The following is a 17,721-nucleotide window of genomic DNA, read 5'->3' on the forward strand; positions in this document are numbered from 1 at the left end:
GGAACTATAAATTTACTTTGTCTATCAAATTAATAGACTATGGCTCTTGAACCACCCGACTGCCATATAGCAAACAGCAAATTTATTCGCTCATGAATGCGATTGTTTTTCAAGACGCACGTCTGGCTGCACGGCCGGGCAAGGTGGTATTTTTTACAATGCCTTTAACGAAGGCTGGTAATTGTAGCTGCTGCACTGCGTACCTTTTATAACATATCCGGAAATATCCCTGCTGGCAGTTCGCCGTTGGGAGAAGGTTTTCGGTGGTTGGGAATTTTCCGCCCGACGATCGCGCTGCCGCGGGATATTTCCGGATATTCTTTATATTTCTTGTTCAACAAACCGGTGCGTATATACCTGTTGGTTGACCAAGCGATCTTTCAGGTTAGCACCTGACTGAACTAATCTTTTTCCGGGAAAAAGAAAGTACATTCAATTTTCTGTCAATGCAAATGCGACATAACGGTCACCTGACCTGGTCTTCAACTTCCCGCCGCCACAAGCGATGACTACAAACTGCTTTCCATTGACCGTATAGGTACTTGGCGTAGCATAACCAGCGGCTGGTAAAGCACTTTCCCACAATATCTTTCCGGTCTTTTTGTCAAATGCGCGGATCTTCTCATCGCGGCTGGCTGCAATGAAAACGATCCCTCCTGCTGTTACAAGCGGGCCTCCGTAATTGTCCGTCCCCGTCGGCGGTATCCCCTTTTTGGTTAATTCCGGATACTCACCCAGTGGAACCTGCCAGCGATGTTGTCCGGTATTCAGGTCCACTGCCGTGAGCGTCCCCCAGGGCGGCGCGCTAATTGGGTACCCGTTCCTGTCGTACCACCGGTTGTATCCTGTATGCTGGTAAGGAATTGCCAGTTTTTGCGAAACCGCCACATTGTTGCCTGATTCTTTTTCAAACAAGAAGTCGACGATCGCGTCCCTTTCTGCCTGCGAAATATGCGAGAAAGAAGGCATCATTCCTCTCCCCTTTTGCAGTACCTCGTGCGCCTGGGCTGGTTTAAACCGACTTCCCAATTGCAGCAGTGAAGGATATGAACCGTCATGATTTCCCTTCTGATCTGCACCGTGACAAGCTGCACAGTAGAGCGTGTACAGTTGTTTCCCGCTGTTACCGCCAGCACTTTTTGCATTCGGATCTGCTCTGGGAATCAATGTGGTATATACAGGAATTTCTTTCGCGGGCACGTACATGACGCCTTCCGGATCAGTGGCCGCCCCGCCCCATTGCGCCCCACCATCGGTGCCCGGGTAAAAAATGGTCAGTTTTTCGGTAAGCGGAATGTACGGCGTTCCGGTTCTCGCTTTCCGGATCACCTGAATCAATGAATCTTTATCTGCCACAAACGGACTGAGATCCTGTTCATTAAAAGCCTGTCTGGTAAATGGGACTGGTAAGGCAGGTATTGGCTGTGTCGGGCTCACCTTTTCACCCGCAACGCCATCCTGCGGAAATGGCTTTTCGTCGATCGGAAATACGGGCTTACCCGTAACTCTGTCGAACACAAAAATGTGCCCCTGCTTGGTTGTGATCGTGACCACGTCCACCTTTTTCCCATTCCTGGTAATGGTCAGCAGATTGGGTGGCGAAGGCGGGTCCCGATCCCAGATATCATGGTGCACAAGCTGGTAATGCCAGAGCAGCTTTCCTGTTGAAGCGTCAAGAGCGAGCAGGCAGTTTGCGTACAGATTATCACCGTGCCTGTTTCCCCCATAAAAATCGTAAGCGGCCGAGCCGGTCGGTACGTACACAATCCCGCGTGATCTGTCCACCGCCATTCCCATCCACGCATTTGCGCCGCCGAGCCGCTCACGCGGATTACCCGGCGACCAGGTTTCGTAACCGGGCTCTCCGGGCGTTGGAATGGTATGAAATGTCCAGACCAGCTTGCCCGAGCGCGTGTCAAATGCGCGCACGTCGCCCAGCAATGCAGTTTCCCCTTCGGCCAGCCGCCCACTTGTAATAATCAGGTTCCTGAAAATTGTATTGGGTGTATTGGCAGTAATGTACTCGTCAGAACCAGGACGTTCGATGCCGGTTTTTAGATCAATACGGCCATTTTCACCAAATTCGTCAATCAGCTTTCCGGTGACCGCATTCAATGCGTAAAGCCAGCGGCCGGCACCGAAGAAAATTCGTTTGTCGTTTCCCTCAGCCCAGTAAGTCACGCCGCGGCTGAGGGTACCTCCGTTGTCTTTCAGGTTAGTCTTCCAGAGCTCCTTACCAGTAGCAGCTTCCACAGCAAAAGCCTGAATACCAGCCGAAACGCCGTAGAGAACACCATTAATAATGATCGGATTGCATTGAATTTGTGTGCGGCCGTGCAGGGTATCTGCTCCGCCGGAGGCGTAGGTCCAGGTAACTTCTAGCTTGTCCAGGTTACCCGCGTGGATTTGCTGCAATGGTGAATAGTGGCTGCGTGCGCCATCGCCATAATATTCAGGCCAGTCGGAGTCAGTTGCAGACTTCCGAAAACCCATTATCAATACTAAAACCAGCGCTGCGGCAGCGAGTAACATCTTTGCCATAAAATCCTGATCAGTTACAGTTAACCTGAAATCCCGTCCGGATATTGAAGCGCGCAATGCCGTCAGCCTACTGCAATAATAATTTCATTTAGTAGTAAAATGCCCTATCTCACCAGTTTATTACGTAAAACAATGGAAAGTCCGATCTGGTAAGGTTTCACCTGGAAGGAACCTTCGGCATTCAGCAGTTTGGTGAAGCCGTACTCAAAATAGGGGCCGATATGTAAGGCCGTGTTCCGCCCTACCCGCACCTGGCGACCAAAACCAGCATTGGCCCAGACAATGTTCTTGCCTTCGGTAAATTCCCTGGTGAATTCGGCTCCTGCAACCGCGTAAAATGCGCGCAATGCCGGCGCGCGGGGCACCAGCTGTTTGCGAATTCCCAGTCCAACCAGATTCAATGTACGCCCGGAGCTAACTGTCGCATACTTTCGCCTGGCTTCTGCATTGCTGCCATTTGGAACAATCTCAAATTCATTCCCGGCCACTTCGTAACTCACCGACTGCCGGTAGTGCCCGTAGCTGACCAAAAATTGCAACCCGTTTTTCTCCACACCTGCATTCAACTTATAACCCAGCGACTCGAAAGAAGCCGAACGGGGAAATTGAAAATTGCGATAGAGTTGGCCTTGATTTGGTAAAATGTTTAAGATCTGAAAAGACTGAACCGGAGTCACGCCAGCCAGTAATGTCCACTCAGTACCCGTTTTTGGCTTTTTCCAAGAAGCAGCTTCAAAGTAGGCAACGGAATCAGTAATCGCGAGTGCCGGAGTGTTCCAATGCGCAGGGAGGATGTTCAGGTATGAGATATCCGTTATTTGAAACCTTTCACCCAGGTTTTCAATGTCATCACTTTTAGCAACAAATTGGTTTGCAGTTATCTGAGATACTTCACTGCCAGTATTTGAAGCAGCAGCCGGTTCGACAATTTTATTTTCTACACCCTCAACATTCTGTTCTTTATCTTCATTCGAAACCTTTAGTTTTTCGCGTACAATCCGCAAAGAAGCCTGGACAGTTTCCTTCTTCACTGCTGCCAGCGGCTCGGTACCTGCATTGACTTTACTAGCATTAGGTACTTCTACTTTTGCCAAAGAGCGCACCGCATTTCCTTGTGCAGCCGCTTTTTCTTTTACTGCTGTCGCTTTCGCAGCAACTGCTCTCCCACCTATTCCCTGCTTGGAACTGTAAAACAATGTGCCTGTAAAAAGAATGGCAAAAAGCAGGCTCGCGATCAACGTACGCTGAAACGCCTGTTCGTGCTGCCAGGTGCGCAGTTGAGCGAAAATGTTTTTTTTCAGCTCAGTGCCGGGCTGCAGTTCGAAATCATCGAACCGGTTGCGCAACGCATTGCGCAATTCGTCATCTATATGATCGTCAGGAGATTTCATAGTGCGTTATTCCTTTTTTTTCCAGTTTTTTGATTAACAAATTCCTTCCCTTGAAAAACTGGGAGCGCGAGGTACTTTCTGTAATTTTTAACATTTCGCTAATTTCCTTGTGCGTGAACCCGTCGATCAGGAACAGGTTGACAACAATGCGGTAACCGTCCGGCAGACTGTTGATCACTTCCAGCAAAACAACCATGTCGAGCTGCTGGATAATGCGGGTATAATCTTCTGATTTGATTTCATGGTGCATTTCGTCGACTGCCGAATGCATCTGCTCCATTTTGGTAGTGCGGTGATAGTAGTTGATCGCAGTGCGGATCACGATGGATTTCACCCAGCTGCCGACCATATTGATATCTTTCAGGTCATTAAGGTTCTTAAAAACCTTGATCAAAGCTTCCTGAAAAATGTCTTCTGCTTCGGCGCCGGTTTTGGCATAACGGGCGCAAACACCCAGCAGCTTGGATTTATAAAGTTCATAAAAAGCAGTCTGTGCGCTGGCGTCCTGCCTTTGACAGGCTTTGACCAGTTCTTCCAGCGAGCTGTATTTTCTGCTTTTAAAAAACTTCATGCAATCAATTCAAACTTTTATAAAGGTTCGGAATACCCGGTGTGCGCTTACCAGTTTACATAAATCATCTGGACACGGTCCACCTCCCGCCCATCCTTGTCCAATTTCACTTCCAAACTTTCCTGAACACCTTTTTGCAGGAACAAGCTGTACCCGCCAGTGTAGTATATTTCATATCCTGAGCCAAGCTTGTATCCGTATTCAGCTTCCATTTGCTGCAGATATGCCTGAATATGAGCAGGCAGGTTCAGTGTATTCGTAATTTCTTTCCGGTTGAAGCTGGTCCAAAGCAATGTACCTTTTGAATCAAAAATGAAGTCGTAAACATTATTACCTGCGTGCTGCGCATTCATGCGGTACGTTCTTTCATTTTTATCGTTGATGAACATGGCGCCGCCGATGCTCCTCAGGCTTTCTGCCGCTATAAAAGCTTGTATGTTTTCCGGAATGTAATTGGGATACATCCGTCCAAAAAACTTGTAATGGGGCACACAGTTCAAAACGTAGGAGCGTAATCCGGGAGTCCACATCATTTCGTATTCCTTGTTCTGGTAGGTATACCGGGCAACAAATTGCTTCTCTGTATCAATAAATGATTCAACTTGCTCCCGGTAGCCGGTTAGCTCTACATTTGCTAGTGATGTGTTTGTCAATAAGCTACGTATTGAATCCGGCACTTCCGAATTTACAAGCCGCAACCCTCTTAATACCTCCACAGAATCCAGCCCGGCATAGTACCGGTCGCTTCCGAGCTTAAAATCTGCTTCCCAGAAGTTTCCCTTTTCGACTACGCGCATCGTGGTTTCCGTCGCGTCAGGATACTTTTGTTTAAATATATTCGCTACTCTTTCGGGCACCTCGGGCAATTCTACGGGATCGGGCGGCTCGATCACCGTGTTACACCCCAGCAGGCAAACCCCGATCACGCTTACAACAAAGAGGCTGATAAAGGAGGATTTTGACAAAACACAATTTTTAAAACGGGAGATCATACATTTCCGGCTCAAAGCGTCCATTGATTTCTTACCTGTGGAATGTCATGACAACACAACTAACCAGACACAAGTTAGCAAGTTACCGCTGCCTGACATTTCAATATTTCTTAAAATTTTTTGATTAGATACAAAAAACAAGCAAGTACGCGCATAACGCGTCCACTGTCTCAATTAAACCAGACTGCCCGCTGCAAACTCTCCAGCAAATGCGGGATGGAAAATACGGTCATCGGAATTTGTTGGGGCATGAAAATGAGGTAGTGTGTGGGTATAAACACGCAAAGTATACAGGCAACTGGCAGATAATCACCTTGGAGCACGCCTTTATTTCTGAAATAGATAGCAAATGAAACCAGCATCATCGGGAATGCATAAATCAAACTACGGGTAATATCATATACGCTGTAAGCCACAATGATTTGCACGATGATGATACCCAGACTAGTCAAGAAAATCACATTGTTCCGACGGGAAATAATGTACAATGCACAGAAAAACAAGATCCATAATCCCTCAAATGAAAGGAACACACCCAAAAACCTGTTTTCAATCTGAAAGGGAATCAGTGCGGGACTTACACCTTCGTTTTTTCCCAATGGCGTGTGCAAATCAAATTGAACGGTAAGCAACATACGCGCTAGTCCATAGGCGATAATTGCCAGAACACAAACATAAATCTGTGGCTTAAATAATTGCTTTAATAATTCAATTTTTGGTCCGGTAATAGCAAAGTTGTTCAGCTGTAATAAATGGAACAACACTATTCCTGGCAATGCGATTACCGCTCTTTCATCAGTCCAGAATGCTAATTGAAGCGCCATAAAAATCAGCAGCGGATTTCGGAAATAAATGGCTGATAAAATGAAAAAGTAAGCATACCCATCAAACCAGAAGTCGTAATCCCAGAAGAACGCCTTACACAGATAAGTACACGCACATGCCCAAACAAACGTCCAGGCGCTGATTTGGTCAGCAAACCTTAGACAGACGTGTACAAGCATATAGATAAAAGGGTACAATAAAGCCGACTGGATAATATACAACCACATCATATTACTTCCCGACTTCTCTACATCCAATCCTAGCGATTTTCCTATTAATGGAACCGTTAATCTGAATACTACTTTTGAACCATGTGTATCTGTTGAAAGCTCCTTGGTAGGTTGTAATGGATCCGCAATTTTTTTGAAATAATAAGAATAGGTTTTTGCAAGATTAGGGTCGCTTAATAACTCAACATATTTTGGAAATGTGGTTAAAAAAACAAAAACAAAAACAATAAAAACCAGCTTGTGATTAATCTCTCTGCTATCCGAAGAGAGACTATTCCAAAAGTAGTTTTTCATCAAAGAGGAAGTAGATATAAGTGCCATTCATAACCTATGACACCTATTCCTAATTTCCCGCTGCCTGAACGTTCATTATTTTCTGATTTTTTTTAAATGATAATGCGAATGGACTTCTTTGCTCACTTACATTAAGAATGTACAATAGCAAATAGTATTTACTATAATTTCCTCAGCTTGATATTTCTGTACCAAACAGTACTGCCCCAGTCTTGCAAACCAAACCTTCCTTTGTAAATACCTTTTGAAATCGGCGCCGCTTTCAGTCCACTTCCAGCAACCCGCTGCTTCCAGTCCGCGCTACCCAGATCGTGTTCCTGCACCATAAACTCATTTTGATATACCGTCAGTTTTCCATTTCTGACAATAAAATGGATCTGATTCCATTCACCCTGCGGTTTGCCCTCGCGAAGTCGCGCATTGGCGATACCAAAGAAGTCGCTGGCGCGGTGCGTGTTTTCCTTCGCGCCATCATAGATCTTGTCGTCGATCACCTGCAACTCCAATCCGGTATCGTGCATGTTCTTGTTCTTCGGCGTTTCCTCGACAAAGAAGAAAATGCCGCTATTTGCAAACTTGCTCACTTTCCATTCTGCTTTAAACTCAAAATCACCGGTAATCTGCTCATCGGTAACAATATCTCCGCCATTTTTAGCTTTGTTGCCGGCACGTTCGGGTACATTCAGCTTGATCGCACCGCCGTCGATTACCCAGGCCGACCCGGGCGTCTTTCCATTGTAGGCGTGCCAGCCTTTCAAATCTTTTCCGTCAAAAAGCAGCTTCCAGCCCTCCTTCTTTTCGGCGGCCGATAAGGTATTCAAGCTTTGGGCGGACACAACGGAACAGGAAATCAGCAACAAAAGGGCAAATACAATTCTGGACATGAGATTCACAGTTTATGGTTTATACATTTGACAAGGAACAGACCGCCCCGAAATACTTGGCGAATACCTCATCCAGCCAGAATCTTTTCTCAATTATTTACCGGTAAGTATCCCCAAACCAACACACACTTTCAAAAATGAACCTGAGAGTCAGGCAACAGCTGATCACGTTATGAAACACCTATTAAAATTGGCGATCTTTTTCTATCTCTCGACATTCCGCGCCTTCTGCCAGGAAGCTCCCCGGTCGCTTAATGCTTACATTGAGTTGATGAGCCAGTCCGCGGACGTGGTTTCCAGTCGATTCGAAATGCTGAACCGCTACCACGAGGAAATTGACAGCTACAAGAAGCGGCCCGGAATGTCCCTGAGGCTGCCTTCTTCTGGCCCGCTGGAAACATACTATTATAAGAAGGCGAAAGAACCACGGAGTCTCACGCCGGCTGAGAGGCAATTGCTGAATGCAGCCGCCGACTCACTGTGGCAGCTGGTGAATGAACTGGATGAAACCGCCAAATCGCTCGAAACATACGTGCGGCTGGATGCATACAAGGATGATAACTTCAAACAATCGGCTGAAATCGTCGCGAAAATGCACGCGCTTTTCAGGTCTTTCCAGCGGCAGCGAACCGGATTTTACCGTCAACTCCGCAAGGTGTACCAGCGTTACCAGCCCTACCACGCCGCGGATCCATACCTGAGCACAGAGCGCGAAATGGAGCTGGCGATCGCCAATCAGCAGACATTGCTCGATTCACTACCTTTTTACGCCGACAAATCAATACGCGCGCCGTGGCCGGTTGAAACTGTCCAGCGGAGTATGCTCGCGGATCAAAGGCTGCTGAATGCATTCGGCAAGTCGCAGGCGGGCCTGGCTTATCCTGCTTCGGATATGGTTGGGAATTTCAAAGAATCGCTCATCGCCATGCAGCAGATCAAACGGGACGCGATAGACAGCTATAATCATGCTGCAAAACAATCTGCCGAGCACGGAAATGCCGTTTATCTATCACTCTGGAAACGGTTTAACCAGGATATGCTGGTGACGCAAAAGGCTTTTGTCGATTACAGCCGCCAGCAAAAAGGGCTGCTTTATTATCCTTCGTACAGCGTGGCAGTGGCCGAACAGCCACAACAGGAACAACAGCAAAGTTCAGCCACAAAACCTTTCGAAGATATTACTGTGCCTCGCCTGACAGTCAAAAAGACAAGTACACCAGCCTCGCCGGCAACGATCAGGACGTTAAACGGATTCGTAGAGCTGATCAATGAACTGCTTCGGCAAATGCACTTGATGCAGCTGCTGGTGCGTAATTACCAGTCCGCAGCTGAATATTACCGCGAGCCCGTAAAGGCGGTCAAACGCTCCGACCTCACCTACTCTCACCAGGATTTCAAGCTGCCGCTTTCTGCTTATCAGCTCCTGGTCAATGCAGCTACCACACTCCCGCCCGCGTACCGGACACCCGTTTACGCCCAGGCAGATGTGCTGATAAACATCATGAAAGAAATGGATGCGCTGAGTATCGAGCTCACCGGCTATACAAGTGAAAAGAAGTACCTGAAAGACCAGCTCCTGCGCTCCGACGAAATCCTGGACAGGTACGCAGCGCTGTTTCAAATCTTCGATACTAAAAAGGAACAGCTGTACAACGACGTTCGCAAAATACACGAAAGCTACCCCAATACAGCCGCGGCAACTTCCTGGAACACCTCAGGCAATGCACTCCTGAAAACACTCGATGATGATAAAGCACTGCTATTCGGCATCCGCGCCTTTTATCAGGGAGATCAAACGTCGGTACCTTCTACTTCAAGCCTTGAATCAGGTGCCAAACAGCTGATTGCAGACGAGTACAAGAATATGAAAGGGTTGCAAAGGTATGGGCGCAACAACGGCCTTTGTCCGTACACACCCTACGAAGATCTCGCCGGCAACTCACTGCGCTTCGTCGAAAAAGCGGCTAAAATCAAACCTGTTGCACCGGGCACAAGCAACCATCCTTATGAATCATTTTACTATTTCTATAATGGAGAGTTGGTGTATTTGTATAATCAGTTTGTCGAGCTGGCCAATTCCGGTTTGCTGAAAGCGATCAATCAGCCTGATCTTTTTGCATTCAGAAGAGTAGCTGCCGATCGTGGCAGTGTAGCGAAAAAAACAGAAACGCTTCCAGCTGAAACGCAGCAAGCACGTGAGTCAGAGCATACTGCTACCACGCAGCAGGCGGCAGCTACTGGAAGCAGCGGGATCAAAACACCGGGACGGGATACTGTGTACGTGGAGCGGGTGCGGGTGGATACGGTGTACGTAGACAGGAATGCAGGCCAGCAAAATGTCACGCGTACACTGGACGGATTTGCACCGAACAACATGATCCTGCTCCTCGATGTTTCCTCTTCCATGAACTCGCCACTGAAAATGCCGCTTTTGAAACGTTCCATTAAATCGCTCCTCACATTGCTGCGACCGGAAGATCAGCTTTCCATTGTATTGTATTCGGGAAAGGCGCGCGTTGTTCTTAAACCTACCTCGGGAGCAAAGGCGAATGAGATAGCTCGGATGATCGATCTGCTGCAATCAGACGGAGATACTGACGGAAATGAGGGACTGCGATTGGCTTACAAGACAGCAAACAAAAGCTATATCCGGGGAGGAAATAACCGCATTGTGCTGGCAACGGACGGTGAATTCCCGGTGAGCGACGAGGTAATGTCAATGATCGGTCAACATGCAAAGCAAGATTTGTACCTGACTGTACTCACATTTGGACGCAATGCCCACACAGGCCAGAAGCTGCGAAAGCTTAGTGAACTCGGACAAGGTACCTACGCGCACGTAACAGAAGAAAGCGCCGATTTACAGCTTATCATAGAAGCCCAGGCGCGGAAGCTTTCAGGTAAGTGACACGCTAAAATCAACCGATTGCGTCATTAATCGAAGGCATGCCAAAGCGGCGGAGACTGGAAATGTGAGACCTCAATGCAGAAGTAAAAGACTTGTTTTCCATATAAGGCACTCCGAACTCGTGCGCTGTTTCCTTTACGATCACGGCGATCTGGGGATAATGGACGTGGCAGATTTTTGGAAAAAGGTGATGCTCAATCTGGAAGTTCAATCCCCCCAGAAACCAGGTAAGAAGGCGGTTTTTAGGTGCAAAATTAACTGTCGTTTCCAACTGGTGAATCGCCCAGTCTTTATCCAGATTGCCTTGTCCGTTGGCGACCGGATAGCTGGTACCTTCTACTGAATGTGCAAGCTGAAAAACGATCGTTAATACCAGTCCGGATGTAATGTGCATCACGCAGAAGCCTGCAAATACCTGCCAAAACGGGATACCTGCAACAGCAACAGGAAGTACAAAAAGGATGGAGAAATAGATCACTTTCATGATGATCAGTCCCGCCAGCAGCTCATTGTTTTCACGCCTGGTCTGCTTGTTAACGCCGGATTTTTTGAATTCATGATACTGTATAAAATCTTTGGCAGTAACCCAGTACAACGTCAAAATTCCGTAGAACAGGAACGCGTAAAGCCACTGAAAACGGTGCAGATGCTGCACGCTGGAGTGCGGCGACAGCTTGACAACGCCGCGGTCGCGGATATCTTCGTCCAGGGTTGCAATGTTGGTGTAAGTATGATGTAATACATTATGCTGCAATTTCCAGTTGGTTACGCCGGCACCCGCCAGGTAAATGGTGTAACCCAGCCATTTATTCACCCAGGCTTTTGTAGAATATGCCCCGTGATTTGCATCGTGCATAATGCTCATCCCAATGCCCGAGATCCCTAATCCCATCAGAAACCACAGCAGAAGCGCCACCCAGAATGGCGGCGTAAAAAGTAAAAGCGCACAAAATGGAAGAATGTAAATACCCAGCAGAACGATCGTTTTTACGACCATTGTACTGTTAGCGTGACGGGATATTTTGTTTTCTATGAAGTAGCTCTCTATTCTGGTTTTCAGAGTAGGGAAAAACTGGCTTTTTGCTGCTGGAGTGAATTTAATTCTTTCTTTGGCCTGCATAGGAGTTGGGTTGACTGGTCGGTTTGATCGACGAATGACCAAATGGATAGAGAAGTAAAATCTTTTCTGAACAGCAAGCCTTTCGCCGTAAATAACGGATTTTTTGGCCAAATCGTATCAAAAAGTTACCATTGTTTTCTGCTTCGGGCTGCGTCAATCTATACTAAGAATAAATCCAAATTTTCGAATTGTGGGGCTAAATTCTTGTTCGGCTGAAATATCGGCTGGCAAGGTGCGTATTTTTGATATCAGTCATGAAAAAGTCAGATTATGCGGAAAATGCTTCGGAAAAACATACGTCTCAACGAGGAACAGATTAAAAAACTGCGAGACCTGAGCGAGTTTGATGGCTCCGATCCGCTTGATCACGTCACCAGGGCGATAGACGATTACCTCAGAAAACAGAAAACAGATCTGACCCTCCCGGCGGAAAAGGAAATCAATGCACAGATAACCGGAAAATCGCCGGAGCCTGCTTCACCTGGTGCATTCTGGGTAAACGGGATCGTCGACAGGTACGAATTTTCCGCGCTTATTCTCAAAGAAGCTTCCAAGTCGGCGATCGACAAGGATAAAGTTTCCAAGCTTTCCATACTCGACCCGATTATCCGCGAGAATACCAACAGCTTCATTGCAGCCTGCATTGTGAACTACGACAGAGGCTGGGATATCCGTCCAAGCAAAATCGCTGAACCCTATTACCGCAAAGTAAGAGAGCTGATCGACGCGCTGACCTGAAAAAGCTTACTTCGCTTTTCTTTTGGCGGCGGCTTTGGCGTGCGGGTTAAAGGCAAGACAAGTATCTATCCAGTACCGGAAATCACTGTTGGTCAGCATACCTTCCTCTGAAACAAGTACATACGCTTTCATAGGCCGGCCATTCATCTGCATTTGCTCGCAGCCGGGTCTTTCCTGCACTGCTTCCAGGTTCTCCTCTCCCACGCGGCACATCAGCTGATCGCGGATCACGCCCACGCACATTTTGTCATTTACCATATAACAAACGCCGCCGAACATATACTTCTCTTCCACATGCGGCAGCTCGGCAAGTGCTTCCCTGACCCTGTCGTTCAGTTTTTCGTTGATTGGCATAACAGGCTTTTTCTGCATTTTAAATAAAAAATGAATGCGAACAAACCGTTCAACTATAAACGCGCCTCAAACAAAGACTTGCTCGCGCCTGGGCTTAGTTGTTTGTTGCCGCAGACGAAACTGCCAGCGTTTGTGAGACCAAAGCCAGAGTTCAGGCTTGCGCCGTATTGTTGCTTCCAGTGCTTTTGCATAACACTGAGTCAGGTAGCCTTCATCCTGCCTCCCGGCATCGGAAGTGATCAGATCGAAACGGAAGGAATATGCATGACGGGCTTGCTGAACCACGTCCAGGTACACCAACGCACAGTTCAGGTTCGCGGCCAGGCGCGCTGCACCAGGTTGGAAATACGTTTTTTGATTCATGAAATGCATATTATGCCCACTCGGTGTTTCGGGACGCTGGTCGGCGATGGTAACGAAAATGGCGGGCTGTTTGTCCCGGCGTCGCATAACGAAGCGGTACCAGTCGCGTTTCGCGATCAGCTGTACGCCAAACCTGCCGCGCATTTGCATCAATGCTTTGTTGACAAACTTGTTTGCTACCGGTGAATACGCCGCGAAAACCTCACAACCCGTAAATGCAGGCAATAAGTGCAGGTACTCCCAATTGCCAACATGCGAGGCGACGAGTACAATGGATTTCTGTTCGTCAAGAAGCTTTTTGATCAACCCGAGATTTTCAAATTCAGTCAATGCGCGCAGCTGGCTCTCTTTAAGGTTACGGATCAAAAACGGCTCTACAATCAGGTCTGCGAGGTGTTTGAAATAGCTGCGTGCTGTTTGTTTGATCTGGTCCGCGTCAAGTTCAGGAAAGCTGGCGGTGAGATTGTCGAAAACCACTTCCCTGCGATAGTGCCAGATCTTGCTAAAAGCGAAGAAGAGAATGCCTGATAACGCGCGGCAGAAAATAAGGGCCAGCCTGAGACCAATGCGCTCCCAGGGTGATAAATGCTGTAAGTTGCTCAATGTAATGTATTTGAAAGTGAAATTTCAGATACATACACTCGCGCTGATATTCATGGCGGGCCCGGCAGAAAGCAGTTTTGCGATGTATGTGACATACCGACAACTTCATCCGCCTTTACCCTGATTTTTTGGTCACTTACCTGTCGAGAATCTCACAGCAGGCTTGTACACCATTCAATATCAGCCTTTAAAAATAAAATAAACAGCCGCAACAAGCAGCGCGAAACCGATCAGGTGGTTGGTTGTGAACTGGGTATTCTTGAAGAACAGGGTTGAAAAAATCATAAAAACGATCAGCGTGATCACTTCCTGGATGATTTTCAGCTGCACAAGGGAAAACGGCCCGCCTGTCTCGGAAGAGCCGATGCGATTGGCTGGTACCTGAAAACAATACTCAAAAAAAGCCAGTCCCCAGCTCAGCAGAATGATCATGTAGAGCGGAGTTGAACTGTGCGCGCCTTCTTTGTTGAAGAATTTAAGGTGACCGTACCAGGCCAGCGTCATGAATGCATTGGACAGGAAAAGCAATGCGATGGTTGAGAAGTATTTCATAGAATAAAGAAACCCTGCTGGCGCGAAATTTCAAAATGCTGTGCAGCAAAAAGCCGGCACTTACGCCGGCCTTTTGATACCTGAAAAGTCTACTTTTCGTCGACCGGCTTTTGCTGCTCGCTGATCTGGTGGGCTACCATCGGGTCGCTCATGAAATTGCTCAAACCCATCTGGACTTTGTTTTTCAAGCCCGAAATTACCTTGTCTTTTCCCTCCATTAATGCCTCATAGCCGTCCTTCGCCACATCCGCAGGATCGGCCATGCTGTCGGGATCCTGCACAGCTTTACTGTCGTTCATATCGGCTTTGTTGAAAAAGTCCGTATCTGTTACGCCCGGCAGCAATGCGGTCATCGTCACATTGGTATCTTTGATCTCGTACCTTACCGCCTCCGTGAATGACAGTACAAACGCTTTTGTGCCGTGGTACACCGCCTGCCACGGTCCCGGCGTTTTGCTCGCAATCGAGGCAAGGTTGAGTATCCTGCCCGAGTCTCGCGCGAGCATATCTTTGAGGAAGAGCTTCGTCGTGATAATAGTGGCGGCCACATTCAGGTCAACGATCTTCAACTCCCGGTCGAGCTCATTGTCCTGAAACTTACCATATACACCCTGCCCTGCGTTATTTACAAGAAAATCGATCTGCAAACCTCTGCTTTTTACCTCGTCATACAGCGCAATTGCCTGCTCTCTCTCAAACAAATCCTTGGCTATTGTGACAATCTCCACATTGTACTGCGCAAATTCCGCTGCTGTAGCATCAAGCTCCTGCTGGTCCCTCGCAACAAGCACAAGCTTGTACTGGTCCTTTGCAAACAAACGCGCAAGTTCAAGGCCGATCCCGCTCGTTGCGCCGGTGATTAATGCATAATTTTTAGTTGCTGACATGATATCTGTTGTTTGTTGATTAAGCCGCCATTGCTAAAAAGTTATGCCATTGCCGAATTGCTGAACAGTCTATTTTTGAGCTGATATTCGATAACTTTGACAGAATAAGTTGTAATTTTCAGAACAATTAACCTGCAAATAACGCTATTTGGAAAAATATATACTGTTCGCTTTTCTCTGCTTTTTACAAGCTTTTTCTTTTGCCCAACCTGTCAAAGTACTTAGTGACCAATCTGCCGCGCACACGATTGACTATCTCGTCGTGCGTGACCGGGGCTACCAGATCGAGAAAATCCGGGATGGAAAGGGGATTGATTTCAGGTACAACGATTCACTTTCGTCAGGATATAATTACTGGTTTAAAATCGTCGTAAACAATCCCTACAATGCGGAGCGTGAATATGCAGTAAAAGTCTGGCCTTATTTCAGGAATGTAATCTATCATACTGACGTTGAACACAATACCTGGGAATCGGATACTGTCGGTGTATTTACAAAAAACGCGTCGCGGCTAACAGGCAGCCCCATTGTAAAGCTGGCGGCAAAAAGCATAAACACGATATACGTCAGAATGGACCTGTCGGAAGTAACTGATGCAGATCCGAGGTTCAAACCGGTGATCGAGTTCCACCAGAAAGCGCTTGTCGATTACCATGAACAATCGATTCTGACAGTCTGGATAGCTTCAATGGCGATTTTGGTTGTCTTTTTCCTGATCAATCTAAATGTATATCTGACATTCCGGGACAGCTCCGTGCTCTACTATCTTCTTACTCAGATAGGCGGGATGATGTACATTACTGCTTACAGATTTTACTTTCAGGTTCCGTTTCCGAAGCCGGTTTTCAGTTTTGCGCTGCACGAAATCGTGAGTACTTACGATATTAACAGGATAATTACACACCTGGGAATCGTGTTCGTACTATATGGGTTAGTCCAGCTGACCCGCTCGTATCTGAACACCGCCCAGACTCTGCCGAGCCCTGATAAGGTAATGAGGTATTCTCTTTACAGCTACATTGTACTCAGCGCCCTCGCAATGGCGATTAATCTGAGCGGTTTTCAACTGGAATACTACACACTCCTGGCCGACAATGTATTCTGTTTGACAATCCTCGCGGTCACGCTGGCGACCTGTATCATGGGTTATATACGGAAAATCCCGTCTTCGGGTTACTTCCTTGCAGCCCAGATCCTGCCATTGCTGTGTTTGCTTGCGTTGCCCATTTACCACATTTTTGTGTCTTTCGATAGTGAAAAAGGCGCCTTCATAGCCGAAATCGCCATTGTTTCGCAAGCATTTACATTCTCCATGGCGCTAATTGCAAGAACAAAGGCGATCCAGAATAGCCTGCTCGCCAAAGAGCTGGACAACAAACAGCTTGAATTTGAATTGAAGGAAGTAGGCTACGTCAACAAGCTAACCCAGCTTGAACTTGAAAAAATGAACATGGAAATTCAATCTGAAAAGTCAAGGAATGAGCTGCTGCAGGAGCGACTGGAGACGAACCAGCGCGAACTGGCTTCCTCTACCTTATATATGGTGCAAAAAAATGAGCTGCTGAACCACCTGAAACTGGAAGTCGACCAGCTTAGCAAGCCGCATCAAAATAATACGTCACGCGGTTTGCGGGACATTACCTCGCTGCTTGAAAACAACATCCAGCTCGACACGGACTGGAATAAATTCAAACTCCATTTCGAGCAGGTACATCCCGATTTTTTCGAAAACCTTAAAGCAAGTCACCCCAATCTCACGGTGAAGGAAGTACGCCTGTACGCCTACTTTCACATGAAACTTTCGCACAAGGAAATCGCCACATTACTGAATATCGACCCCGCGAGTGTGCGACGGGCGAAGACAAGGCTCTACAAAAAGCTCTCTCTGCAGGAAAATGACTAGTTACTGAGCTGATCATGCATCGCTCAGTGCATTTGACCGGCGGAACGTATATAGGTTGACGTCAAACTATTTTTAGCAAAACGGAAATTTATTCTATTGACAATCATGGAATTGACAAAGCTGTCTACGCTTTGTCTACGCTGCGTTTTTGGCGAAACAAATTTTAATATTCTCTTTTGTTTCAAATGCCTCATAACGTAAACCCTACCCTCCATCTCCCTCATTCACGATGCCACATCTGCTCTTACTGGTAAGTCTGCTTTTCTTTGGGCTGCCCCGGAACGTCCACAATTACAATGAAGAAGATGGACGCATTTACAGTTACAAGATCCTGAAAAACGGTGATCAGACCTTCGGTTATGACGTATATGCCGACGGTAAACTGCTGGTACACCAACCCAATGTACCCGCGCTGCCGGGCAACCGCGGGTTCGTGAGCCGGGAATCGGCCGAAATTGTTGCCAGGCTCGTGCTGCGCAAGCTGCTGAATGGCGACAAGCTGCCCACTGTAAGTGTAGACGAAATGCGAAAGCTGAATGCGATTTGAGTGCGAATGCCGGCTGGT

At 47.3% G+C, this 17,721-nt stretch carries 15 protein-coding genes; 4 read left to right on the top strand and 11 right to left on the bottom strand.

What is annotated here, in order from left to right; genetic code table 11:
• Window positions 1–432: 432 nt before the first annotated feature.
• From AC1XTG_RS02115 to AC1XTG_RS02140, 6 genes are all read right to left on the bottom strand, one after another.
• Entirely contained in the window at window positions 433–2,541 is a 2,109-nt protein-coding gene (locus tag AC1XTG_RS02115; RefSeq protein WP_484840819.1) for an outer membrane protein assembly factor BamB family protein, read from the bottom strand.
• A 104-nt stretch (window positions 2,542–2,645) separates the two neighbouring features.
• Entirely contained in the window at window positions 2,646–3,932 is a 1,287-nt protein-coding gene (locus AC1XTG_RS02120) for a hypothetical protein (RefSeq protein ID WP_484840820.1), read from the bottom strand.
• The gene (locus AC1XTG_RS02125) at window positions 3,919–4,503 is read right to left on the bottom strand and encodes an RNA polymerase sigma factor (RefSeq protein WP_056287470.1); all 585 of its coding nucleotides are present in this window, start codon (window positions 4,501–4,503) and stop codon (window positions 3,919–3,921) included. Before AC1XTG_RS02125 ends, AC1XTG_RS02120 begins: the two co-directional genes overlap by 14 nt.
• A 47-nt stretch (window positions 4,504–4,550) precedes the next feature.
• Window positions 4,551–5,468, bottom strand: a complete 918-nt coding sequence (locus tag AC1XTG_RS02130; protein ID WP_484840821.1) for a hypothetical protein — start codon at window positions 5,466–5,468, stop codon at window positions 4,551–4,553.
• Between the two features lie 197 nt (window positions 5,469–5,665).
• Window positions 5,666–6,844: a hypothetical protein gene (locus tag AC1XTG_RS02135; RefSeq protein ID WP_484840822.1), complete on the bottom strand. Its 1,179-nt coding sequence runs from the start codon at window positions 6,842–6,844 to the stop codon at window positions 5,666–5,668.
• A gap of 161 nt (window positions 6,845–7,005) precedes the next feature.
• The gene (locus AC1XTG_RS02140) at window positions 7,006–7,728 is read right to left on the bottom strand and encodes a 3-keto-disaccharide hydrolase (RefSeq protein WP_056287463.1); all 723 of its coding nucleotides are present in this window, start codon (window positions 7,726–7,728) and stop codon (window positions 7,006–7,008) included.
• Between the two features lie 172 nt (window positions 7,729–7,900).
• Here AC1XTG_RS02140 and AC1XTG_RS02145 point away from each other — a divergent pair, with 172 nt between their 5' ends.
• Window positions 7,901–10,636 carry a VWA domain-containing protein gene (locus AC1XTG_RS02145; protein WP_484840823.1) on the top strand — a complete coding sequence of 912 codons (2,736 nt, stop codon included), beginning with the start codon at window positions 7,901–7,903 and terminating at the stop codon, window positions 10,634–10,636.
• 10 nt (window positions 10,637–10,646) lie between these two features.
• On the opposite strand, the gene AC1XTG_RS02150 is transcribed toward AC1XTG_RS02145, so the two are convergent.
• A complete protein-coding gene (locus AC1XTG_RS02150; protein WP_484840824.1) occupies window positions 10,647–11,756 on the bottom strand; it encodes a fatty acid desaturase family protein in 1,110 nt (369 codons plus the stop codon).
• Between the two features lie 270 nt (window positions 11,757–12,026).
• On the opposite strand from AC1XTG_RS02150, the gene AC1XTG_RS02155 reads away from it, so the two are divergent.
• The gene (locus AC1XTG_RS02155) at window positions 12,027–12,494 is read left to right on the top strand and encodes a DUF7678 domain-containing protein (RefSeq protein WP_056287456.1); all 468 of its coding nucleotides are present in this window, start codon (window positions 12,027–12,029) and stop codon (window positions 12,492–12,494) included.
• A 6-nt stretch (window positions 12,495–12,500) separates the two neighbouring features.
• Here AC1XTG_RS02155 and AC1XTG_RS02160 read toward each other — a convergent pair whose 3' ends face one another.
• The 4 genes from AC1XTG_RS02160 to AC1XTG_RS02175 all read right to left on the bottom strand — a co-directional run bounded on the left by AC1XTG_RS02160 (window position 12,501) and on the right by AC1XTG_RS02175 (window position 15,253).
• The gene (locus AC1XTG_RS02160) at window positions 12,501–12,848 is read right to left on the bottom strand and encodes a TfoX/Sxy family protein (protein WP_484840825.1); all 348 of its coding nucleotides are present in this window, start codon (window positions 12,846–12,848) and stop codon (window positions 12,501–12,503) included.
• 66 nt (window positions 12,849–12,914) lie between these two features.
• Window positions 12,915–13,814, bottom strand: a complete 900-nt coding sequence (locus AC1XTG_RS02165; RefSeq protein ID WP_484840826.1) for a lysophospholipid acyltransferase family protein — start codon at window positions 13,812–13,814, stop codon at window positions 12,915–12,917.
• A gap of 180 nt (window positions 13,815–13,994) precedes the next feature.
• Window positions 13,995–14,366 carry a DMT family protein gene (locus tag AC1XTG_RS02170; RefSeq protein WP_056287453.1) on the bottom strand — a complete coding sequence of 124 codons (372 nt, stop codon included), beginning with the start codon at window positions 14,364–14,366 and terminating at the stop codon, window positions 13,995–13,997.
• A gap of 89 nt (window positions 14,367–14,455) precedes the next feature.
• Window positions 14,456–15,253 (bottom strand): SDR family NAD(P)-dependent oxidoreductase, encoded by a 798-nt coding sequence (locus AC1XTG_RS02175; protein WP_056287451.1) that lies wholly within the window; start codon window positions 15,251–15,253, stop codon window positions 14,456–14,458.
• Window positions 15,254–15,401: 148 nt separating this feature from the next.
• On the opposite strand from AC1XTG_RS02175, the gene AC1XTG_RS02180 reads away from it, so the two are divergent.
• Window positions 15,402–17,156 (top strand): 7TM diverse intracellular signaling domain-containing protein, encoded by a 1,755-nt coding sequence (locus AC1XTG_RS02180; protein ID WP_484840827.1) that lies wholly within the window; start codon window positions 15,402–15,404, stop codon window positions 17,154–17,156.
• Between the two features lie 229 nt (window positions 17,157–17,385).
• A complete protein-coding gene (locus tag AC1XTG_RS02185; RefSeq protein WP_484840828.1) occupies window positions 17,386–17,703 on the top strand; it encodes a DUF4907 domain-containing protein in 318 nt (105 codons plus the stop codon).
• Window positions 17,704–17,721 lie beyond the last annotated feature (18 nt).

Source organism: Dyadobacter sp. HNCC25DJ183 (assembly GCF_056895175.1).